The sequence below is a fragment of the Microbulbifer maximicatervae (SeqCode) genome (genome assembly GCF_052467305.1).
Genome location: NZ_CP174306.1, coordinates 4,915,538 through 4,931,717, shown reverse-complemented (window position 1 = coordinate 4,931,717; position 16,180 = coordinate 4,915,538). Strand labels below are relative to the sequence as shown.

Sequence of the window (16,180 nt, the reverse complement as noted above, 5' to 3'; positions counted from 1 at the left end):
GGGCAAAGTATACGTGTGGCCGGTGGTTCGCACTGGTACTGGGATGATTCGAGCCAAGGCTGCTAGAATCTCCCGCTTTTCCGCGACGCGAAGATGCAGCCCCATCTATGACCCAGCTCAATCCCCGCCAATCCGAAGCCGTGAAGTATGTCGATGGCCCCTGCCTGGTGCTGGCCGGTGCCGGCTCCGGCAAGACCAGCGTAATCACCCGCAAGATCGCCTACCTGATCGAGCAGTGTGGCTACGCCGCGCGCAATATCGCCGCCCTCACCTTCACCAACAAGGCGGCACGGGAGATGAAAGAGCGGGTCAGCAAACTGCTGGCAGGCCCGGATGGCAAGCGGTCCAAGGCGAGTCACGGTCTCACCGTATCCACCTTTCACAACCTTGGGCTTAATATCCTGCGTAAGGAATACCGCGCCGCCGGCTTTAAGCCGGGCTTCTCTATCTTCGATGCCGAAGACGCCCGCGCCCTGATCAAGGAGCTGATGCTCAGGGATGGCGACCTGGATACAGACCTGTTGGATCGGGTACAGAACCAGATCTCCAACTGGAAGAACGATATGCTCACCCCGCGCCGCGCCCTTGAGCAGGCACAGAGCCCCGGTGAGCAGGCCATCGCGGTTGCCTACGATCGCTACTGTGAAGCCCTCAAAGCCTACAATGCCGTCGACTTCGACGACCTGATCCTGCTGCCGGTACAGTTGTTCGACAAAGATCCAGAGTTGCTGCAACGCTGGCGCAAAAAGATTCGTTACCTGCTGGTGGACGAATATCAGGACACCAACAACTCCCAGTACCTGCTGGTGAAGCTGCTAGTGGGCGGGCGCGGCGGCCTCACAGTGGTGGGAGACGATGACCAGTCTATCTACGCCTGGCGCGGCGCGCGCCCGGAGAACATGAGTGCGCTGAAGACCGACTTCCCCAACCTTCGCCTGATCAAACTGGAGCAGAACTACCGCTCCACCAGCCGCATCCTCAAAGTGGCCAACCACCTGATCGCCCACAATCCTCACGAATTCGACAAGGCGCTGTGGTCCGATCGCGGCCTGGGTGAGGAGATCCGCGTGCTCAAGGTGGCCAATGAAAACGAGGAAGCGGAGCGGGTCGCCAACGAGATTTTTCTGCAAAAGAGCCGTCGCGGCTGCAAATTTATGGATTTTGCCGTGCTCTATCGCGGCAATCACCAAGCGCGCCTCCTTGAGATGAAGCTGCAGGAGCACCAGGTTCCCTACCAGATGTCCGGCGGCACCTCCTTTTTCGCCCGCGCTGAAATCAAGGACGTGATGGCCTATCTGCGCCTGTTGGTAAACCCGGATGATGACAACGCATTCCTGCGCATTATCAATACCCCGCGCCGCCAAATCGGTACCAGCAGCCTGGAAGCCCTGGGCAACTATGCCAAGGGCCGCGAGATCTCCATGTTCAAAGCCTGCTCGGAACTGGGCTTTAAGGAGCATATCAACGAGCAGGGCTACGAGCGCCTGAATCGCTTCGCCCTGTGGCTCGAAGGGGTACAGCGCAACTGTCGCGATACCACCGCCAATGGCGCCCTGCGCGAGATGCTGGAAGATATCGACTACGCCGGCTGGCTATCGCAAAACGCCAGCAGCGAGAAAGTGGCCGAGAAGCGCATGGAGAATGTGTATTGGCTGTTGGAAAGCCTCAACAAAATTATGGAGGGCACCGACGACGAGCTGGAGCAGGATATTCGCCTGGAACAGGCCATCTCCAAACTGATCCTGCGGGATATGCTGGAGCGCCAGGAAGAAGAGGAAGCCACCGATAAGGTCAGCCTGATGACCCTACACGCCGCCAAGGGCCTGGAATTCCCCCACGTATTTATGATCGGTATGGAAGAGAACTTACTTCCCCACCGCAACAGTATTGAAGACGACAATATCGAAGAGGAGCGCCGCCTCACTTACGTAGGCATTACCCGCGCCCAGCGCACCCTTACCATGACCCTGGCGGGCAAGCGCAAACAGTTCGGCGAAACCCAGGACACCACACCCAGTCGCTTTATTGACGAATTGCCGGAAGAAGATGTGTTGTTGGAAGGATTTGGTAAGGCGACGCCGGAGCAGAATCAGGCGAAGGGAGAGGAAACTTTAGGATCTTTGTTGAGTATGTTTGATTGAGGCTGTACATATTGGTCAGGATATAACGGCGTATATCCTGACCTTAAGTCAATCAAATCAATACGAGATAGCGGTAGCCATATTACTCTCAGGATTAATTTCCAATATTGAGTTTGTATTCAAATCCAACCCAAATAGATATCCAGAATCTGGATCAAGCGCGATACTAGCCAGCTTATGTGAACTATTTAACGGGGTATGTTTTAGTGGGGCGGAAAAATCCACAGGGATAGATTTAAGCCCGTCTCCAGCATAACTATGAACGAATATTAATGTTTCTTCATCCGCACTCAATATCATGTCCACACTTCCCGTAAGCTCACTTGAATCACTAAAACGGGAGGTCATGACAATAGATCCAGTCTCAACATCTACAGTATACACTTCGCGTGAAATCGGCTGACTCCAAGAAGAATATCCTAATAAATAAAGGTATTGCCCATCCTTTGTCATAGCCATAGTTTCAATATTCACCCAGCTACCTGAACCGGTGAGTTGGCCAAGAGTATCTTTAAGATCAGTTTTCTCCCCTGTTTCCAGAGAAATAGAGGTTAGCCGCCCTAAATCTGAAATTACCCAAGCACGCTCATTAACCTGATCAATTTCCACCTCAACAGCATCAGTTAAAACTAGAGCGTCAGAGCTGTTATTGTCACTTATTAGAGTTCGGTTTCCCGATGGGATATCTACATGAATTAGGGAAAATTCGTCCCGATGCCCATCAAGAGCATAAAGCGACCCTGTGCCACCAAAAGCTAAATCATAAATAAAGGAAAAAGACGGACCAGTGCCTTTTTCAGGGCCAGTAATGACTGATCGCTCTCCAGACTGTGGGTCAACAGAAATAATTTTCCCCGCTGTATCTCTTTCTGCTGAAGAGGAAGTTAGGTATAGCTTTTTCTCCTCGCTACTATAAATGAGTGGTTCAAGTACAGATTCTGCAACTAGCTGAGGCCCTACACCCCGAAATGGTTCTGTCAATTGCTCAACTTCACCAGAGGTCAGATTAACCTCAAATATCTCATCAGAACTTTCGGTTGTTAATAAAAGATTAGTAGAATCTCCTTTCTCAACCACTTTTGCTTCACTCAAATTTAAATTGAAAGGCTCGAGAGAGTTAACACCAACGACTTTCGTTAAACTATTACTTAAAACTTCCCATTGATAAATTTCACCCTCTTCATATGTTGATCTAACAAAGTTTGATATACGGTAGGGCCTACCAATAAACACAAAGCTATCATCTAAGGGGCGATAAATTAAATCTTCGATAGATGCTATTGGAAAATCTACATGGCGCCCAAAACTAGTCAGTTCAACAACAGTACTATCTTGAATATTCAGAGAAAACAATGCAGCTCCAGATTCTCCACTAGAACTTTTATTAGTTGCAAACACCAACTGATCATTAGCCCACTGAAGAGCCGTCACTCGCTGAAAGCGATCACCATTCAAGAGGTCATCCTTGATAACAGAAACAGCATTTGTTGCCAGCTCCAATTTCCCTAGTGAATAATTCCCATCATCTTTTTTCAAGAAGTAAATGTTAGATTTGGAATTATCAAACACCAAGTCAAAAATTTCTTCCCCTAATTCTCCAGAATACAACTCAGACTGTTTTGACTCAGCTGAAAAATTATCTAACCTATAGATAGATCCATTGATATAGCCAACAACAAAATCATTCGCCTGATCGTAGACAAAACCCTCTAAGCTCTGAATCCAATCATCGACTTCAACTGAAATAAATGTTTTGCTTCCAAGGTTATACCTGCTCAGTGGGCTACCAAATAACAATTCTCCTCCGTTGGAGGAAGAATAAGCAAACCCTTTTCTTGGCAGACGCTCATAGCCTTTATTCGTATACACTTCAACGCCAGAAACTTCCTCTCGGTTCTGGTAAATATCAATAGCATCTACCTTTATCTGGGTAGAGCCATCTTCAACTAGAGGAATAGTGGCATGCCATTTTTTTGATTCACTGTCATAATCACTTTGAACTCCGTTAACTTCTATCCTTTCTATGCCATTATCATCTTCAGCCACACCACTGACTGTGAGCTCAGAATCAAATAAATAAACTCCATCTTTCACAGGAAAGTCTATACGCACAGATGGATTACTCAAATCCCCCTTAGTCGTGACATTGAATGTTGTCATGAAGTCACCAACATTAATATCAGAAGAAACTACGCCCCCCAGCTCAACATGAGATATAAGTCGAACTACAAGAGTTTGATTATTTTCTATATTACGAGATTCAGAGGAAAAATCTTGGCCATCGATAGAAAATTCCCCCTCAGATACTTCAACAAGAACCGCGGTATCAATTCCAGTAACTATTACTGGTAATGAAGTTATTAATGTTTCAGGAAGAGCATTTTCAATATCTAAAAAACTAATTTCATCCGGAGTACTATCTGAGCCACTCCCCCCTGAGCCACCGTTATTGGAGCCACCGCCACCATTGCTAGAGTTATTAACATCACTATCTGTACGAGAATCACCACCTCCACCGCCACCACAGGCAGTCAAAAAAGATGAAAGAATAATAAATGAAAGAAGCTTCCCCAACTTCATGCTCAATATCCTTATGTTGTTATATACATCTGACTTACAAACAGACACGGATAATACAGAGTTTGCGCATCAGGGGGGATTAAATGTCGAATAACTGCTAATTACTAATTACCTACCAGCAAATTATCCAATTGTCATTTAAGACAGCTTTTTTTGGTAATACCTATAATTTCATTGGAAGGTACAAGTCGTACTTGAAAATTACAGAAAATGAGGCTGGTTAGACGAGGAGATATTTTGCTTAGCAGAAAACAAAAAAGGCCGCTCAATGAGCGGCCTTTTTCCAACAGAGAAACAGCTTACTTGCTGTTATCCACCATGTAATTCACAGCAGCTTTGATCTCGTCATCGCTACAGTCCATACACAGGCCTTTGGCCGGCATGGCATTGATACCATTGATGGCATTATTGTAGAGAGTATCCATGCCCTTGGCGATACGGGGTGCCCAAGCTGCGGCATCACCGAATTTTGGCGCACCTGCAACACCCATTGCGTGACAGGTCTGGCAGCTTGCGTTGTAGATATCCTGACCACTGCGAGCAGCGCCGCCGCTAGCACCTTCAGGTGCTGCCGCTACTGCCGCCGCACACTCTTTACCTTTCATGCAGGTTTCACCTGCCGGAGCAATTCGCTCTGCGATTTCTTCATTAACAGACTGCTGGGCCACTGCCGTAGCCGCACTGACGGCCAATGCCGCCACAATACCCAAAATACGCTTCATCATATTCCCCCAAAAGGACCGAAGTGAGTTGGCCCACAAACGTTCAAAATATCGTCGCAAACTCCTACGCCGCGCATTATAAGCACTGCATCGCCACCTGCCAAAGACTATATAAGCCAACAGAATGTCCTTTAACCCGCCCCCCAGCTTCTGTATAATCCGCCTCCCATTGGCACAGATAGCCAATTAAACCGCCCGTAGCTCAGCTGGATAGAGCGTCGCCCTCCGGAGGCGAAGGTCAGAGGTTCGAATCCTCTCGGGCGGGCCATATACAAAAAAGCCCGCTTATGCGGGCTTTTTTGTATATGGTTAACTCCCAGGGTTTTGTTCGAACTCAGGTTCGACTCGGAGGCAGCAAAGCTGCCGCAGAGCAGCGAGCCCAACGGGCGAAGCTAATCCTCCCGCACACTACCCGCTTATGCGGACTTTCTTGTATATGGCTAACCCCCAGGCTTTGTTCGAACTCAGGTTCGACGCGGAGGCAGCAAAATTGCCACTGAGCAGTACTCCCCCAAAGGGCGAAGCAAACCCTCACCGCCTTTACTCACTTAAATCAAATTAATTTGGATATAGCTTATACGAGCCCATACTCAATACGAAAGCAGCTATAAAAAACCTACCCCAACGGCACCCTCAGAGGCTCAATCACCACCTGCTCCCCAGCCTCTACACTGCCACTCTCTCGCGCCAAAACGATAAAGCAGTTAGCAGCAGCCAGGCCGGAAAGAATATGGCTCCCCTGGGTACCAACCGGTTCTACTACCAATATCCCGTTTTCATCACTGCGATATACACCCCGCTGGAAATCGGTACGGCCCGGCTTTTTCTTCAGGGGTTTTAACAGTTTTGCCTGCAAGGTCTGCGGGCCAGTCCACTGATCACCTTTCATCACACTCAGGGCGGGCACGGCCAGTTGGTAGAAAGTTACCAGGGCGGAAACCGGGTTGCCGGGTAAGCCAAAGAAAGGGGTTCCTTGTAGGAAACCGAAGGCAAAAGGTTTACCGGGCTTCATCGCCACTTTCCAGAAACCGATCTCTCCCAGTTCTTCCAACACTTCACGGGTGTAATCCGCTTCGCCAACGGAGACTCCACCGGAGGTGATAATAGCATCGGCCTCTTCGGAAGCACGCTGCAAGGCATTGGTAATAGCCTGTTTGTTATCGGGCAATATACCCAAATCCAAAATATCCAGGTCCAGCTGTTCCAGGGCGGATAACAGGGCAATGCGGTTGCTATCGTAGATATCGCCCTTACCCAGGGCTTCGCCGGGCTGGTGCAGTTCATCGCCGGTGGAGAAAAGTGCGATTACCGGTTTGCGCACTACAGTCACTGTGCCCACACCGGCAGCAGCGAGCAGGGCAATATGTGGAACGCTGATGCGCTCTCCGGCCTTAAGCAGGCTAGCTCCTTCAGCCACGTCTTCACCGCAGCGGCGAACATGGTCGCCAGCGCGAACTTCACAATTTATTCGTATCGACTCTCCTTGGGCATCGACATTTTCCTGCATCACTACCGTATCTGCACCGGCGGGTACTGCGGCTCCTGTCATAATGCGCACGCAGGTGCCGGGGTTCACCACACCGTCAAAAGGTGCACCGGCAAAAGATTTGCCGATCAGTTCCAGCGGCAAGCCACTGGCCAGGTCTTCAAAGCGCAGGGCGTAACCGTCCATTGCGGAGTTGTCGCATGGCGGCAGGTTTACTGTGGAGATAACATCCTCAGCCAATACTCGACCGGCGGCTTGTGCCAAGGGCAAAGTCTCAGTGCCACTGATTGGGCTCAGTGCCTCGAGAAGTTTTTTGCGGGCGCTTTCGATGGGCATCAGGCCCGGTTGGCTACAGCAGTCGATAGTGGGCATGGACAATATCTCTTACTTCATTCCTTTGCGGTTGGGACAAATTAGTGGCTGCGGTTTTGGGATTCCGGTCGCTTCTGATTAACCATCCACACAGCAGCTTCTACGCGGGAGCGCATGCCCAACTTTTTCAATAAGTGTTTAACGTGAACCTTTACAGTGGCATCACTGATATCCAATTCACGGGCGATTAACTTGTTACTGAGGCCATCGGCGATCAATTGCAAGATCTGGTATTCGCGACTGGTGAGCGTCGACAGGGTATCCGCACCGGAATTGTCCGGTTTGCGCAGAGCGGAGGCGAGGATCTCGGTAAGGCGCTGGCTGATAGCGAGCTTGCCGTGTGTGGCCTGGATAACCTGATCGAGAATATCTTCCGGCTCCATATCCTTGAGCAGGTAACCATCGGCACCGGCACGAATACAGGAAACTACGTCCGCGTTGTTATCGGAAACGGTGAGTATCACGATACGTGAGGCTACATCGGCTGCACGCATTGCCCGCAGGGTATCCAGCCCGTCCATACCGCGCATATTCAGGTCCAATAGAATAAGGTCCGGCTCGTGCTGTTTGGCCAGCTCCAGCGCTTCCTCCCCGCTACTTGCCTCGGCTACCAACTCCAGGCTGGGCTCCATAGCAAACAATTGCTTGAGACCTTTACGAAACAGAGGATGGTCATCAACCATCATTACCGTGGCAGAAGAAGTCATGGGGTGTCCTGCTTCATTGCTGTAAGTTGTACTAATTCTGAACAGTGACTTTAACACAGGGCTCAGTGCCTGCGCTTACCCCCAAATGGGTAGCTATTACGCGCGGGGGCAAAGGGGTTACTTACTGTTGGTAATTGAGCAGGGATAAGCCCCGGCCCATAGTGGCCGGACGAATCATTTCGAGGAGGAGTGGCCGCCGTGTCTGACATCTACGAGTGGGCCCCAGAGGACAGCAAATTCTGGCAGTCCAAGGGCAAAAAAATCGCAAACCGGAATTTGTGGATATCTATTCCCAGTTTGCTGTGCGGCTTCGCCGTGTGGCTCTACTGGGGCATTATTACCGTTCAAATGCTCAACCTTGGCTTCCCCATTGCCAAAGCCGATCTGTTTACCCTGATGGCAATTGCCGGCCTCACCGGCGCTACTCTTCGAATACCCAGTAGTTTCTTTATTCGATTATTCGGTGGGCGTAACACCATTGTCTTTACTACGGCCCTATTGATGGTCCCTGCCCTAGGCACGGGTATCGCCTTGCAAAATCCTGAGACCCCATTGTGGGTATTCCAGCTGCTGGCTTTGCTGTCAGGTATTGGCGGTGGTAATTTCGCCTCTTCCATGTCCAATATCAGCTTCTTTTTCCCCAAGGAAAAACAAGGGTTGGCGCTTGGCCTGAATGCGGGCTTGGGTAACTTCGGTGTTACCACCATGCAGATCCTGGTACCGCTGTTTATGACCTTCGGTGCCTTCGGCGCTGCTGGCGGCGATCCCATGACCCTGGTGAGCAGCTCTGGCTCCCTGATTGGTAAAGTACCAGCCGGTTCTGAAGCGTGGATTCAAAATGCCGGTTTTGTATGGCTGCTGTTCCTGGTTCCACTGGCCTTTGTCGGCTGGTTCGGTATGAACAACCTGCGCACCGACGAAGTCACCCCGGATGTGGGCAGCTCTATCGGCGCGATGTTGAAGATGACCATGATGTTGGGAATCGGCCTCTTCACCGCAATCACAGGTCTGTGGCTGTTGCTTCCCGAAGCGGCCAACGGTTCAGGCTGGGGGGTGCCCAAGGAAATCGTTCTGGTACTGGTAATCGCCGCTACCGTGTTCGGCTTAAAGCTGCTGCCCGGTGAGATTAAAACCAGCTTGCAGCGTCAGTACCGTATCTTCAACAACAAGCACACCTGGGTGATGAGTGTCATTTACACCATGACCTTCGGCAGCTTTATCGGTTTCGCAGCGGCCTTCCCCCTGGCTATCAAGGTCATCTTCGGATACAGCCACGTGATGGTGGATGGGGTTATGACTCACGATACCATCAACAACAATGGCCCCAGCGCCCTGATGTACGCCTGGATGGGTCCATTTATCGGCGCCCTGATTCGCCCGGTGGGTGGTTGGATCTCCGACCGCATCGGCGGAGCCCTGGTTACCCAAATCTGTGCTGCAATCATGGTGGGTAGTGCCCTGGGTGTGGCTTACTACATGAAGGCCGCCTACGGCTCAGCCACTCCGGAAGAGTTCTTCCTGCCCTTCTTCCTGCTGTTCCTGGTGCTGTTCGCCGCTACCGGTATCGGCAATGGCTCTACCTTCCGCACCATCGCCATGGTGTTCCCGAAAGAGCAGGCAGGCCCGGTATTGGGATGGACTTCAGCCGTTGCCGCCTACGGTGCTTTCTATATTCCCAAGGTCTTCGGCGAGCAGATCAAAGCCACCACCCCGGAATACGCTCTGGCAGGCATTGCTATCTTCTACGCGGTTTGCCTGGTGGTTAACTACTGGTTCTACTTACGCAAGAACGGCGAATTCTACAATCCATAATTTGGTCTCACGGGCGGGGAACCGCTGTTGCGGGGAGGTTTAACCTCCCCTTTTTTATTTCACCTGAACCAATGTCGGTGTTATATCCGAACCTTCAAACAGGCTGGAAATCAGCTGTCTATCGGTATCCCTGTGATAGTAGAGCGTCACTTCATCCAAGTCTTCAACGGTCGGCATCGTCGGGCATAGATGCCTGGCAATAGCCATACACATCTGCTCATAAAAATCTAAATCGTGCAGTTTATCCAGATAGATATGGCACCCTGCGATATCCTCAGCACTAATCGTATAGTTGTAACCTATGGACGGCTGAAAATAGTAGGCCTGCACAGTAATAGACTCATCTGCATTTTCAGTAACTTCGTATTGGACAGGTCTGCCGCAGATACTCTGTTGGTACCCAACAAGATCCTCCGCAACTGAGGCAAGACTGTCATCCGTCTCAATGGTGCTCTCAATTTCACTGTAGGCTTGATGGATAGCTTCAAAGCAGCTCAAACAGGACATAACACCCGCTTCTTGCAGCTCTGGCAGCAGTTCTGTCGCCATATCTTCAAGCAATTGCACTAACTTTTCTGCCGAGATGGCGTCGCGAAAATAGTAAGAGCCTTCTTTCTCAATCGCCGACTGGAAGATTTTTAGCTTGCGCTCCGGGCAATAGAAATCGAGGTGGTAGAGAGGCTGTTCTGGATCGGAAGTGTGGTTGTTTAGCTCTACCTTGCCCAAATACGGGATAAAGAAGGTAAAGGACCAGTACTCCGGGCAGTGAATAAATCGCCGGCAGTGCTCTTCGATATAACCGGGCAAATATTGAAGGTCGAAGAAATTGGCCAGATGATAGTTACCACCACCCTGGTATTCCGCTATGGAGTCATAGTTATAAAACGGGTGCTCGCCGTGGAAATCTATCTTAACTCTCTGCCCACTGGCTGCGCGGCAAGCCAGATGAAAGTACAAGGCATCGTCTTTGTAAGTAGAGTGGATAACGATAGCGTCGCCCTTTCGGCGAAGCTGATAACGGAAAGCATCGACCCGGTAGGGCTCACAATCCTCAAGTAGCTCGGCAATTTCCAGCTCACCCGATTCCAGGCGGCATACTCGATAGTTGTGCCCGCCTTCTTCTATGCAACGAGTAAGTACTGGGTGTAGATCCTCAATGGTCACAGCTTTCGCTACAGGTAAGCCCTCGACCTGTGCTTTTTCCCGGTAAAACTTATCGCCCTCGTTAAAGAGGGAAATTCCCAACACAACGCCCATAGGAGCACCACTAAGTTAGCTGATGTTCAAACTTAGCAAAAAAATTGTTGTGGTTTTAGGGATTGAAGAGATGCACTTTCAGAAATTGTCCTGGAACTACTTATAAACCGGCAAGACTACCGGCCTTAAACTGGGCAAAGTAGGTAGTGCCCTCACGCAGTTCTAGGCGCTCGCAGGAGAGACGGGAAATATCTGCGTAGAACACCTGATCAGCAGCGGCTAACTGTAAACGAATGCGGCCATCGATAAGGTTCTGCTTAGAAACTAAAGTTACCGGCAAGCAGTTGAGGATACTGGACAGGCCCGGCTTCTCTACACTGAGGCTGATATCTCCAGCTTCCAGCAGAAAAGCAGCGGTATCGCCTTTGCGATAATGGCCTGCCACCCTATCTGCAAAGATGGAAATCCCACCTAAATCCAAAGTGAGCAGACCATCGTTTAGGGATTCCACTCGCGCTTCAATCCGGCTGCGGCAGCTATCCCCTACGCCGTGGCTATCCAGGCGCTGGGCAACTTCAGGTAAGGGAAGTGGCGCGGACAAATTGGCAGAATCCATCCACAAACAGCGCTGGGCCAGCAACTGGATTTCATCAAAGTCGTGACTGGTCCAGATTACCAGCGCAGGATATCGAGCCCAGAAATCCCGTAGGGTCGGCAATAGGCGCCGCAGTACTTGGGCGCGGTCAACCGCTGAAAGCGGCTCATCAAATAATTGCAGCGGCGCGTTGTTAAAAAGCTGGCGTAATACAGCCACACGCTGCGATTCTCCGCCAGACAATAGCTCTACCGGCTGATGGAGTAGCAGTTCAATACCAAAAGCCTTTAGCAGCCGATCACACTCTTCCTCGGGCAGTGGCCTGCGGCTGTAACGGCGGGCCAGTGCCAGGTTATCTGCCACTGACTGGCCGGCAAACAGGCGGCTGTCCTGAAAGCCCAAAGAAAGCGTCCTTTTGTGGGTAGCCAGGGCGCGGCGTCCGCGCTGCCAAACCGTATTGGCAAAAGTGATATTGCCACGGCAGTGGCGCTGGCCAGCCAAAGCAGCCAGTAATGTGCTCTTGCCGCTGCCGGAGGGACCGGTAAGGCCAAAAACTCCAGAGGCAGGCAGCTCTAATTGCCAGGGAGTCGCAGTGTTAAGCGGAGTCACCAACCCTGTAACACTCAATCCGCTGGAATCAGAAGTGGTAGACGCAGTACCGAAAAGGGGTAAGGCGATTTCCATTAGCCCAGCACCCCCATTACCGGTTTAACGCGCTCGCTGTTTGATCCGCGCGGGGCCAAACTATGTCCCAGCCAACGGGCAGCGAGTAGCAGTACCGTAGTAATTCCCATCAACATCAAAGCCAGCCGGTGCGCCGCACCGTATTCCATCGCCTCCACATGTTGATAAAGAGCGATAGAAACCACCTGGGTCTCACCGGGAATAGAGCCACCTATCATCAGCACTACCCCGAACTCACCCAGGGTATGGGCAAACGTTAAAGCACAGGCACTCACAATAGCGGCGCGACTCGCCGGTAAAAGAACTTTTAATAATGCCGCCCAGGGCGGTATACCCAGTGCTGCGGCAGCCTGGGTCAGGCGCTGACCATTGGCATTAAACGCGGCCAACAGCGGCTGGACCATAAAAGGTAGAGAATAAATCACTGACGCAAACACCAGGCCAGTGAAGGAAAACACCAAGGGGCCATCAAAAAGTTGTGACAGCCACTGCCCGGGGGCGTAGTTAGGGGAAAATAAAAGCAGTAAATAAAAACCCAACACCGTGGGTGGCAGTACCAGCGGCAGGGTAATTAATACCTCGATACCGTGGCGCCAGCGGCTCTGCCATTGACTCAATTTCCAGGCCAGGGGCACCCCGATAATAAACAGGAGCAAGGTAGTTAAGCCGGCCAATTTTAAAGTTAGCCACAGGGCCTGCCAGTCGGCAGCGGCGATACTCATAAGCCACTCCCTCCATCTCTACTTTGATATTGAGTCGGTAAAACACCGTAACCCAAGTGGTATAACTGCGCCTGCACTTCCCCTGAACGCAAATAGTTAGCGAGGGACTGCGCCTCTTTAGGCCGACGGCTCTGGGTGGGAATCAGCAGCTGCTGTTCAATGGGTTTGTACAAACGCTGCGGCAGCAACCAGTAGTTATCGCGGCCGGCTGCTTGCATCTGGCTGGCGGCGACAAAGCCCAGCTGCGCATTGCCGGAATCCAGCATTAAATAGGCTTGGCCAGCATTGTGGGCCCGGGCTAATTGAGTTTGTTTTTTCCTCCACAAGTCCAGGCTTTGCAGCGCCTGCCGGGCGGCACTGCCAAAGGGCGCTACTTTGGGATCGGCTAGTACAATTTTATCGGGCCAGGTTTGCAGTAACTGCTCGATATTCGATTCCGATTTTGGGTGCCATAGAGCCAATAAACCCAGGGCGTAAGTCTTACGACTGTTGCCCAGTGCCCCACCCTGCTTTTCCAACAGTTCGGGGCGCTCGCGATCAGCAGACAGGAATAAATCGAAGGGCGCGCGGTGCGCTATTTGCTGGTAGAGCACCCCGGAGCTGCCGCTACTGATTTGCACCACACAGGCATGGCGACGCTCAAATTCCGGCAGTACCTCTTCCAGTGCCGGGCGGAAGCTGGCCGCTACCGCCACCCGCAAGGTGCAGTTATCCGCATTAACCGGTAGCGCGATGGCCACCAGTAAAGCGGATAGCAGCAGGCTCAGCCGGCGGACCACTTTTCCATCTCCGCAGCATCACTGGCCCGAGCTTCGACCCAGCGCTCTGAAGACTTACCCGACTCATCCGCTACCGCTTCGCGCTTCCAGAAAGGCGCCTCAGTTTTGAGGCGATCCATAATGTATTGGCAGGCGGCAAAGGCAGCCTGGCGGTGGGGGCTGGTAACACCGACAAAAACAATTTCATCGTTGATCTGCATGGGGCCAATCCGGTGGACGATAGTCACACGCCCCAGGGACCAGCGATCGCGGGCATTATTGATAATCCGTTGCAGGCTTTTTTCTGTCATGCCCGGATAGTGTTCCAGGGCCAGGCCGCAGACATCACTGCCCGCATTGAAGTCCCGCACCGAACCCACAAACAAGGCGCAGGCACCATCACCACTGTTGCCTTGCAGCGCAGTATATTCAGCCGCTACGTCAAGGGGCGTTTCACAGACTTCAATACGATCAACGGCTTTCATATTGGCACCACTAACCGCCGGTAACCGGCGGGAAAAATGCAACTTCATCCCCGGCCTTCACCTGGGCTCCGGTTTCTGCCAGCTCCTGGTTCAGGGCCATACGGATATCGTCTCTTTGCAGGTGCGGGCTCCAATCCGGGTGCTGTTCACATAGGGTTTTGCGCAACTCGCTAAGACTGCCAGAAAAGTCCTCCAGGGTAATCTCGCCCATGCCCAATTGCTGGCGCAGACGCGCGAAAAACAGAACCTTTACCATCGCTTTACACCTCTGAAATTTTTACGCCTTGTCCGCAGCATCGCCGCGCCAGTGGCCGCGCTTACCGCCGGTTTTTTGCAGCAGGCGGGTCGGGCCGATTTCCATCGCCGGGTCCACGGCTTTGCACATATCGTAAATGGTCAGCGCCGCTACCGAAGCTGCGGTTAACGCTTCCATCTCTACTCCGGTGCGCCCGGCCAAGCGACAGAAAGCGGTGATATGCACACTGTGCTTTTCCGGCTGTAATTCGAAATCCACCGCTACCTTGGTCAACGCCAGTGGATGGCACAGGGGAATTAAATCCGAGGTTTTCTTGGCGGCCTGGATGCCGGCGATACGAGCTACAGAGAGCACATCACCTTTTTTGTGCGCCCCTTGGCTCAGCAGTGCAAAAGCCTCTGCACTCATACAGATGCTGCTCTCGGCCAGGGCACTGCGGTCAGTGATGTCCTTCTCGGTAACATCCACCATGCTGGCTTCGCCGCGCTGGTTTAAATGGGTTAATTGGCTCACAAATTACCCCCGGCTCTCGCAGGGCGCGCTGGCAAAGCGCACATGAGGGATAAAGTTACAGGGCTTATGGCGGGCATCCAGCTGCTCCAGCAATATGCCTTCCCAAGCCGTGCGGCAGGCTCCGGTGGAACCGGGCATACAACATATCAGTGTGCGATTAGCCAGGCCGGCGAGCGCGCGGGATTGCACGGTGGAGCTGCCGATATCCCCCAGGGAAATATGGCGGAACAGCTCGCCGAAGCCGTCGACGGTTTTATCGAACAGCGGGCTCAGGGCCTCCGGCGTGGAGTCGCGATCGGTAAAACCGGTACCACCGGTCACCAATACCACCTGCACTTTGGGATCGGCAATCCAGGCGGAGACCACCGCGCGCATCTGGTAAACATCGTCCGGGGTAATGCGCTTATCTGCGAGCTGATGGCCGGCAGTTTTGAGGGCTTCCACCAGGTACTGGCCAGAGGTATCAGTCTGCTCGTTGCGGGTATCGGATACGGTAAGTACCGCGATATTGAGCGGTACAAATTCTTTGCTAGCGTGTGCGGACATAATCAGTGGTCTCTCAAAAAACTGTTTTCTGGAGTTTTATCCGGCGTACTCAAGCCGAGATAATCTGCCGGCGTATTGATATTGCGATGCCAATCGCCGGCACTTTTTATGGGTATGGATTTGGCCCCCAGGTGACGCAGCAGCGCGCCGACAGAATTGCGCGCACTGCCTTCGACGGCACGGCGCAAATAATCCAGGCAGTCGCCATTTAAAGGCAGCCACAGGGGAAAAAAGAAGTTTTCAAAATAACAGGGCCGGCCACTTGCCTGCCCCTCTGCCAATAACTCTGCGAGGTGCTTCTGCCCGAGCAGGGGCATATCTACCGGGATCACCAGGGCCGCATCAGCACCGGTTGCCAGGGCTACCGAATAAAGGCCGCCCAGAGGGCCCCGCTCTGGCACCAGGTCTTCAATCGCTCCGGGACGGGCGCCGCTGGTGACGACTTTTTCCAGCGGAAGCTCACTCAGCAATGCCTCAGCATGCTGCAAGAAATTGCCCTGTTGGGGGTGGGCCAGCAGGGCCTTGTCTCGGCCCATCCGGCTGGAGCGGCCGCCGGCCAGCACCACGCCAATTGTCGATTTACTAACAAGAGCCCTGGCCATAA

General features: G+C 52.2%; 15 protein-coding genes and 1 tRNA gene. 3 read left to right on the top strand and 13 right to left on the bottom strand.

Going from position 1 to position 16,180, the window contains the following annotated elements:
* The first annotated feature begins 107 nt into the window (after positions 1 to 107).
* Entirely contained in the window at positions 108 to 2,141 is a 2,034-nt protein-coding gene (gene rep, locus ACJJI4_RS21560; RefSeq protein ID WP_444926425.1) for a DNA helicase Rep, read from the top strand.
* A gap of 57 nt (positions 2,142 to 2,198) precedes the next feature.
* Here rep and ACJJI4_RS21555 read toward each other — a convergent pair whose 3' ends face one another.
* A complete protein-coding gene (locus tag ACJJI4_RS21555; RefSeq protein WP_444926424.1) occupies positions 2,199 to 4,721 on the bottom strand; it encodes a hypothetical protein in 2,523 nt (840 codons plus the stop codon).
* Positions 4,722 to 5,020: 299 nt separating this feature from the next.
* Positions 5,021 to 5,443 carry a c-type cytochrome gene (locus tag ACJJI4_RS21550; RefSeq protein WP_444898270.1) on the bottom strand — a complete coding sequence of 141 codons (423 nt, stop codon included), beginning with the start codon at positions 5,441 to 5,443 and terminating at the stop codon, positions 5,021 to 5,023.
* A gap of 191 nt (positions 5,444 to 5,634) precedes the next feature.
* On the opposite strand from ACJJI4_RS21550, the gene ACJJI4_RS21545 reads away from it, so the two are divergent.
* Positions 5,635 to 5,711: transfer RNA gene (locus ACJJI4_RS21545), tRNA-Arg, on the top strand.
* 348 nt (positions 5,712 to 6,059) lie between these two features.
* Here the strand turns inward: ACJJI4_RS21545 and moeA are convergent.
* Positions 6,060 to 7,301 carry a molybdopterin molybdotransferase MoeA gene (gene moeA / locus ACJJI4_RS21540; RefSeq protein ID WP_444926423.1) on the bottom strand — a complete coding sequence of 414 codons (1,242 nt, stop codon included), beginning with the start codon at positions 7,299 to 7,301 and terminating at the stop codon, positions 6,060 to 6,062.
* Positions 7,302 to 7,342: 41 nt separating this feature from the next.
* A complete protein-coding gene (gene narL / locus ACJJI4_RS21535) occupies positions 7,343 to 8,008 on the bottom strand; it encodes a two-component system response regulator NarL (protein WP_108731363.1) in 666 nt (221 codons plus the stop codon).
* A gap of 198 nt (positions 8,009 to 8,206) precedes the next feature.
* Between narL and ACJJI4_RS21530 the strand changes: the two genes are divergently transcribed.
* A complete protein-coding gene (locus tag ACJJI4_RS21530; protein ID WP_444895493.1) occupies positions 8,207 to 9,820 on the top strand; it encodes an MFS transporter in 1,614 nt (537 codons plus the stop codon).
* A gap of 54 nt (positions 9,821 to 9,874) precedes the next feature.
* Here the strand turns inward: ACJJI4_RS21530 and ACJJI4_RS21525 are convergent, their stop codons facing one another.
* From ACJJI4_RS21525 to mobA, 9 genes are all read right to left on the bottom strand, one after another.
* Complete coding sequence (locus ACJJI4_RS21525) at positions 9,875 to 11,077, bottom strand: hypothetical protein (protein ID WP_444926422.1); 1,203 nt, start codon at positions 11,075 to 11,077, stop codon at positions 9,875 to 9,877.
* A 100-nt stretch (positions 11,078 to 11,177) separates the two neighbouring features.
* Positions 11,178 to 12,296 (bottom strand): ATP-binding cassette domain-containing protein, encoded by a 1,119-nt coding sequence (locus tag ACJJI4_RS21520; protein WP_444926421.1) that lies wholly within the window; start codon positions 12,294 to 12,296, stop codon positions 11,178 to 11,180.
* Positions 12,296 to 13,018, bottom strand: coding sequence for a molybdate ABC transporter permease subunit (gene modB / locus ACJJI4_RS21515; RefSeq protein WP_444926420.1), 723 nt, complete (start codon positions 13,016 to 13,018; stop codon positions 12,296 to 12,298). Before modB ends, ACJJI4_RS21520 begins: the two co-directional genes overlap by 1 nt.
* On the bottom strand, positions 13,015 to 13,797 hold the full coding sequence (gene modA / locus ACJJI4_RS21510; protein WP_444926419.1) for a molybdate ABC transporter substrate-binding protein: 783 nt from the start codon (positions 13,795 to 13,797) through the stop codon (positions 13,015 to 13,017). The genes modB and modA overlap by 4 nt, the downstream gene beginning before the upstream one ends.
* Positions 13,782 to 14,309 carry a molybdopterin synthase catalytic subunit MoaE gene (gene moaE / locus ACJJI4_RS21505; protein ID WP_444926418.1) on the bottom strand — a complete coding sequence of 176 codons (528 nt, stop codon included), beginning with the start codon at positions 14,307 to 14,309 and terminating at the stop codon, positions 13,782 to 13,784. Before moaE ends, modA begins: the two co-directional genes overlap by 16 nt.
* Positions 14,272 to 14,517 carry a molybdopterin converting factor subunit 1 gene (gene moaD, locus ACJJI4_RS21500; protein ID WP_020413721.1) on the bottom strand — a complete coding sequence of 82 codons (246 nt, stop codon included), beginning with the start codon at positions 14,515 to 14,517 and terminating at the stop codon, positions 14,272 to 14,274. Before moaD ends, moaE begins: the two co-directional genes overlap by 38 nt.
* Positions 14,518 to 14,538: 21 nt before the next feature.
* Positions 14,539 to 15,030, bottom strand: a complete 492-nt coding sequence (gene moaC / locus ACJJI4_RS21495) for a cyclic pyranopterin monophosphate synthase MoaC (protein WP_282951931.1) — start codon at positions 15,028 to 15,030, stop codon at positions 14,539 to 14,541.
* A 3-nt stretch (positions 15,031 to 15,033) separates the two neighbouring features.
* Positions 15,034 to 15,576: a molybdenum cofactor biosynthesis protein B gene (gene moaB / locus ACJJI4_RS21490; protein ID WP_108731355.1), complete on the bottom strand. Its 543-nt coding sequence runs from the start codon at positions 15,574 to 15,576 to the stop codon at positions 15,034 to 15,036.
* A gap of 2 nt (positions 15,577 to 15,578) precedes the next feature.
* Entirely contained in the window at positions 15,579 to 16,178 is a 600-nt protein-coding gene (gene mobA / locus ACJJI4_RS21485; RefSeq protein ID WP_444926417.1) for a molybdenum cofactor guanylyltransferase, read from the bottom strand.
* Positions 16,179 to 16,180: the final 2 nt, after the last annotated feature.

Coding starts and splice junctions, on each gene's coding strand:
- ACJJI4_RS21520 (WP_444926421.1), bottom strand. CDS start 12,296: ATGGAAATCGCCTTACCCCTTTTCGGTACTGCGTCTACCACTTCTGAT.
- modB (WP_444926420.1), bottom strand. CDS start 13,018: ATGAGTATCGCCGCTGCCGACTGGCAGGCCCTGTGGCTAACTTTAAAA.
- moeA (WP_444926423.1), bottom strand. CDS start 7,301: ATGCCCACTATCGACTGCTGTAGCCAACCGGGCCTGATGCCCATCGAA.
- mobA (WP_444926417.1), bottom strand. CDS start 16,178: ATGGCCAGGGCTCTTGTTAGTAAATCGACAATTGGCGTGGTGCTGGCC.
- ACJJI4_RS21550 (WP_444898270.1), bottom strand. CDS start 5,443: ATGAAGCGTATTTTGGGTATTGTGGCGGCATTGGCCGTCAGTGCGGCT.
- rep (WP_444926425.1), top strand. CDS start 108: ATGACCCAGCTCAATCCCCGCCAATCCGAAGCCGTGAAGTATGTCGAT.
- ACJJI4_RS21525 (WP_444926422.1), bottom strand. CDS start 11,077: ATGGGCGTTGTGTTGGGAATTTCCCTCTTTAACGAGGGCGATAAGTTT.
- moaB (WP_108731355.1), bottom strand. CDS start 15,576: ATGTCCGCACACGCTAGCAAAGAATTTGTACCGCTCAATATCGCGGTA.
- moaD (WP_020413721.1), bottom strand. CDS start 14,517: ATGGTAAAGGTTCTGTTTTTCGCGCGTCTGCGCCAGCAATTGGGCATG.
- ACJJI4_RS21555 (WP_444926424.1), bottom strand. CDS start 4,721: ATGAAGTTGGGGAAGCTTCTTTCATTTATTATTCTTTCATCTTTTTTG.
- moaE (WP_444926418.1), bottom strand. CDS start 14,309: ATGAAGTTGCATTTTTCCCGCCGGTTACCGGCGGTTAGTGGTGCCAAT.
- narL (WP_108731363.1), bottom strand. CDS start 8,008: ATGACTTCTTCTGCCACGGTAATGATGGTTGATGACCATCCTCTGTTT.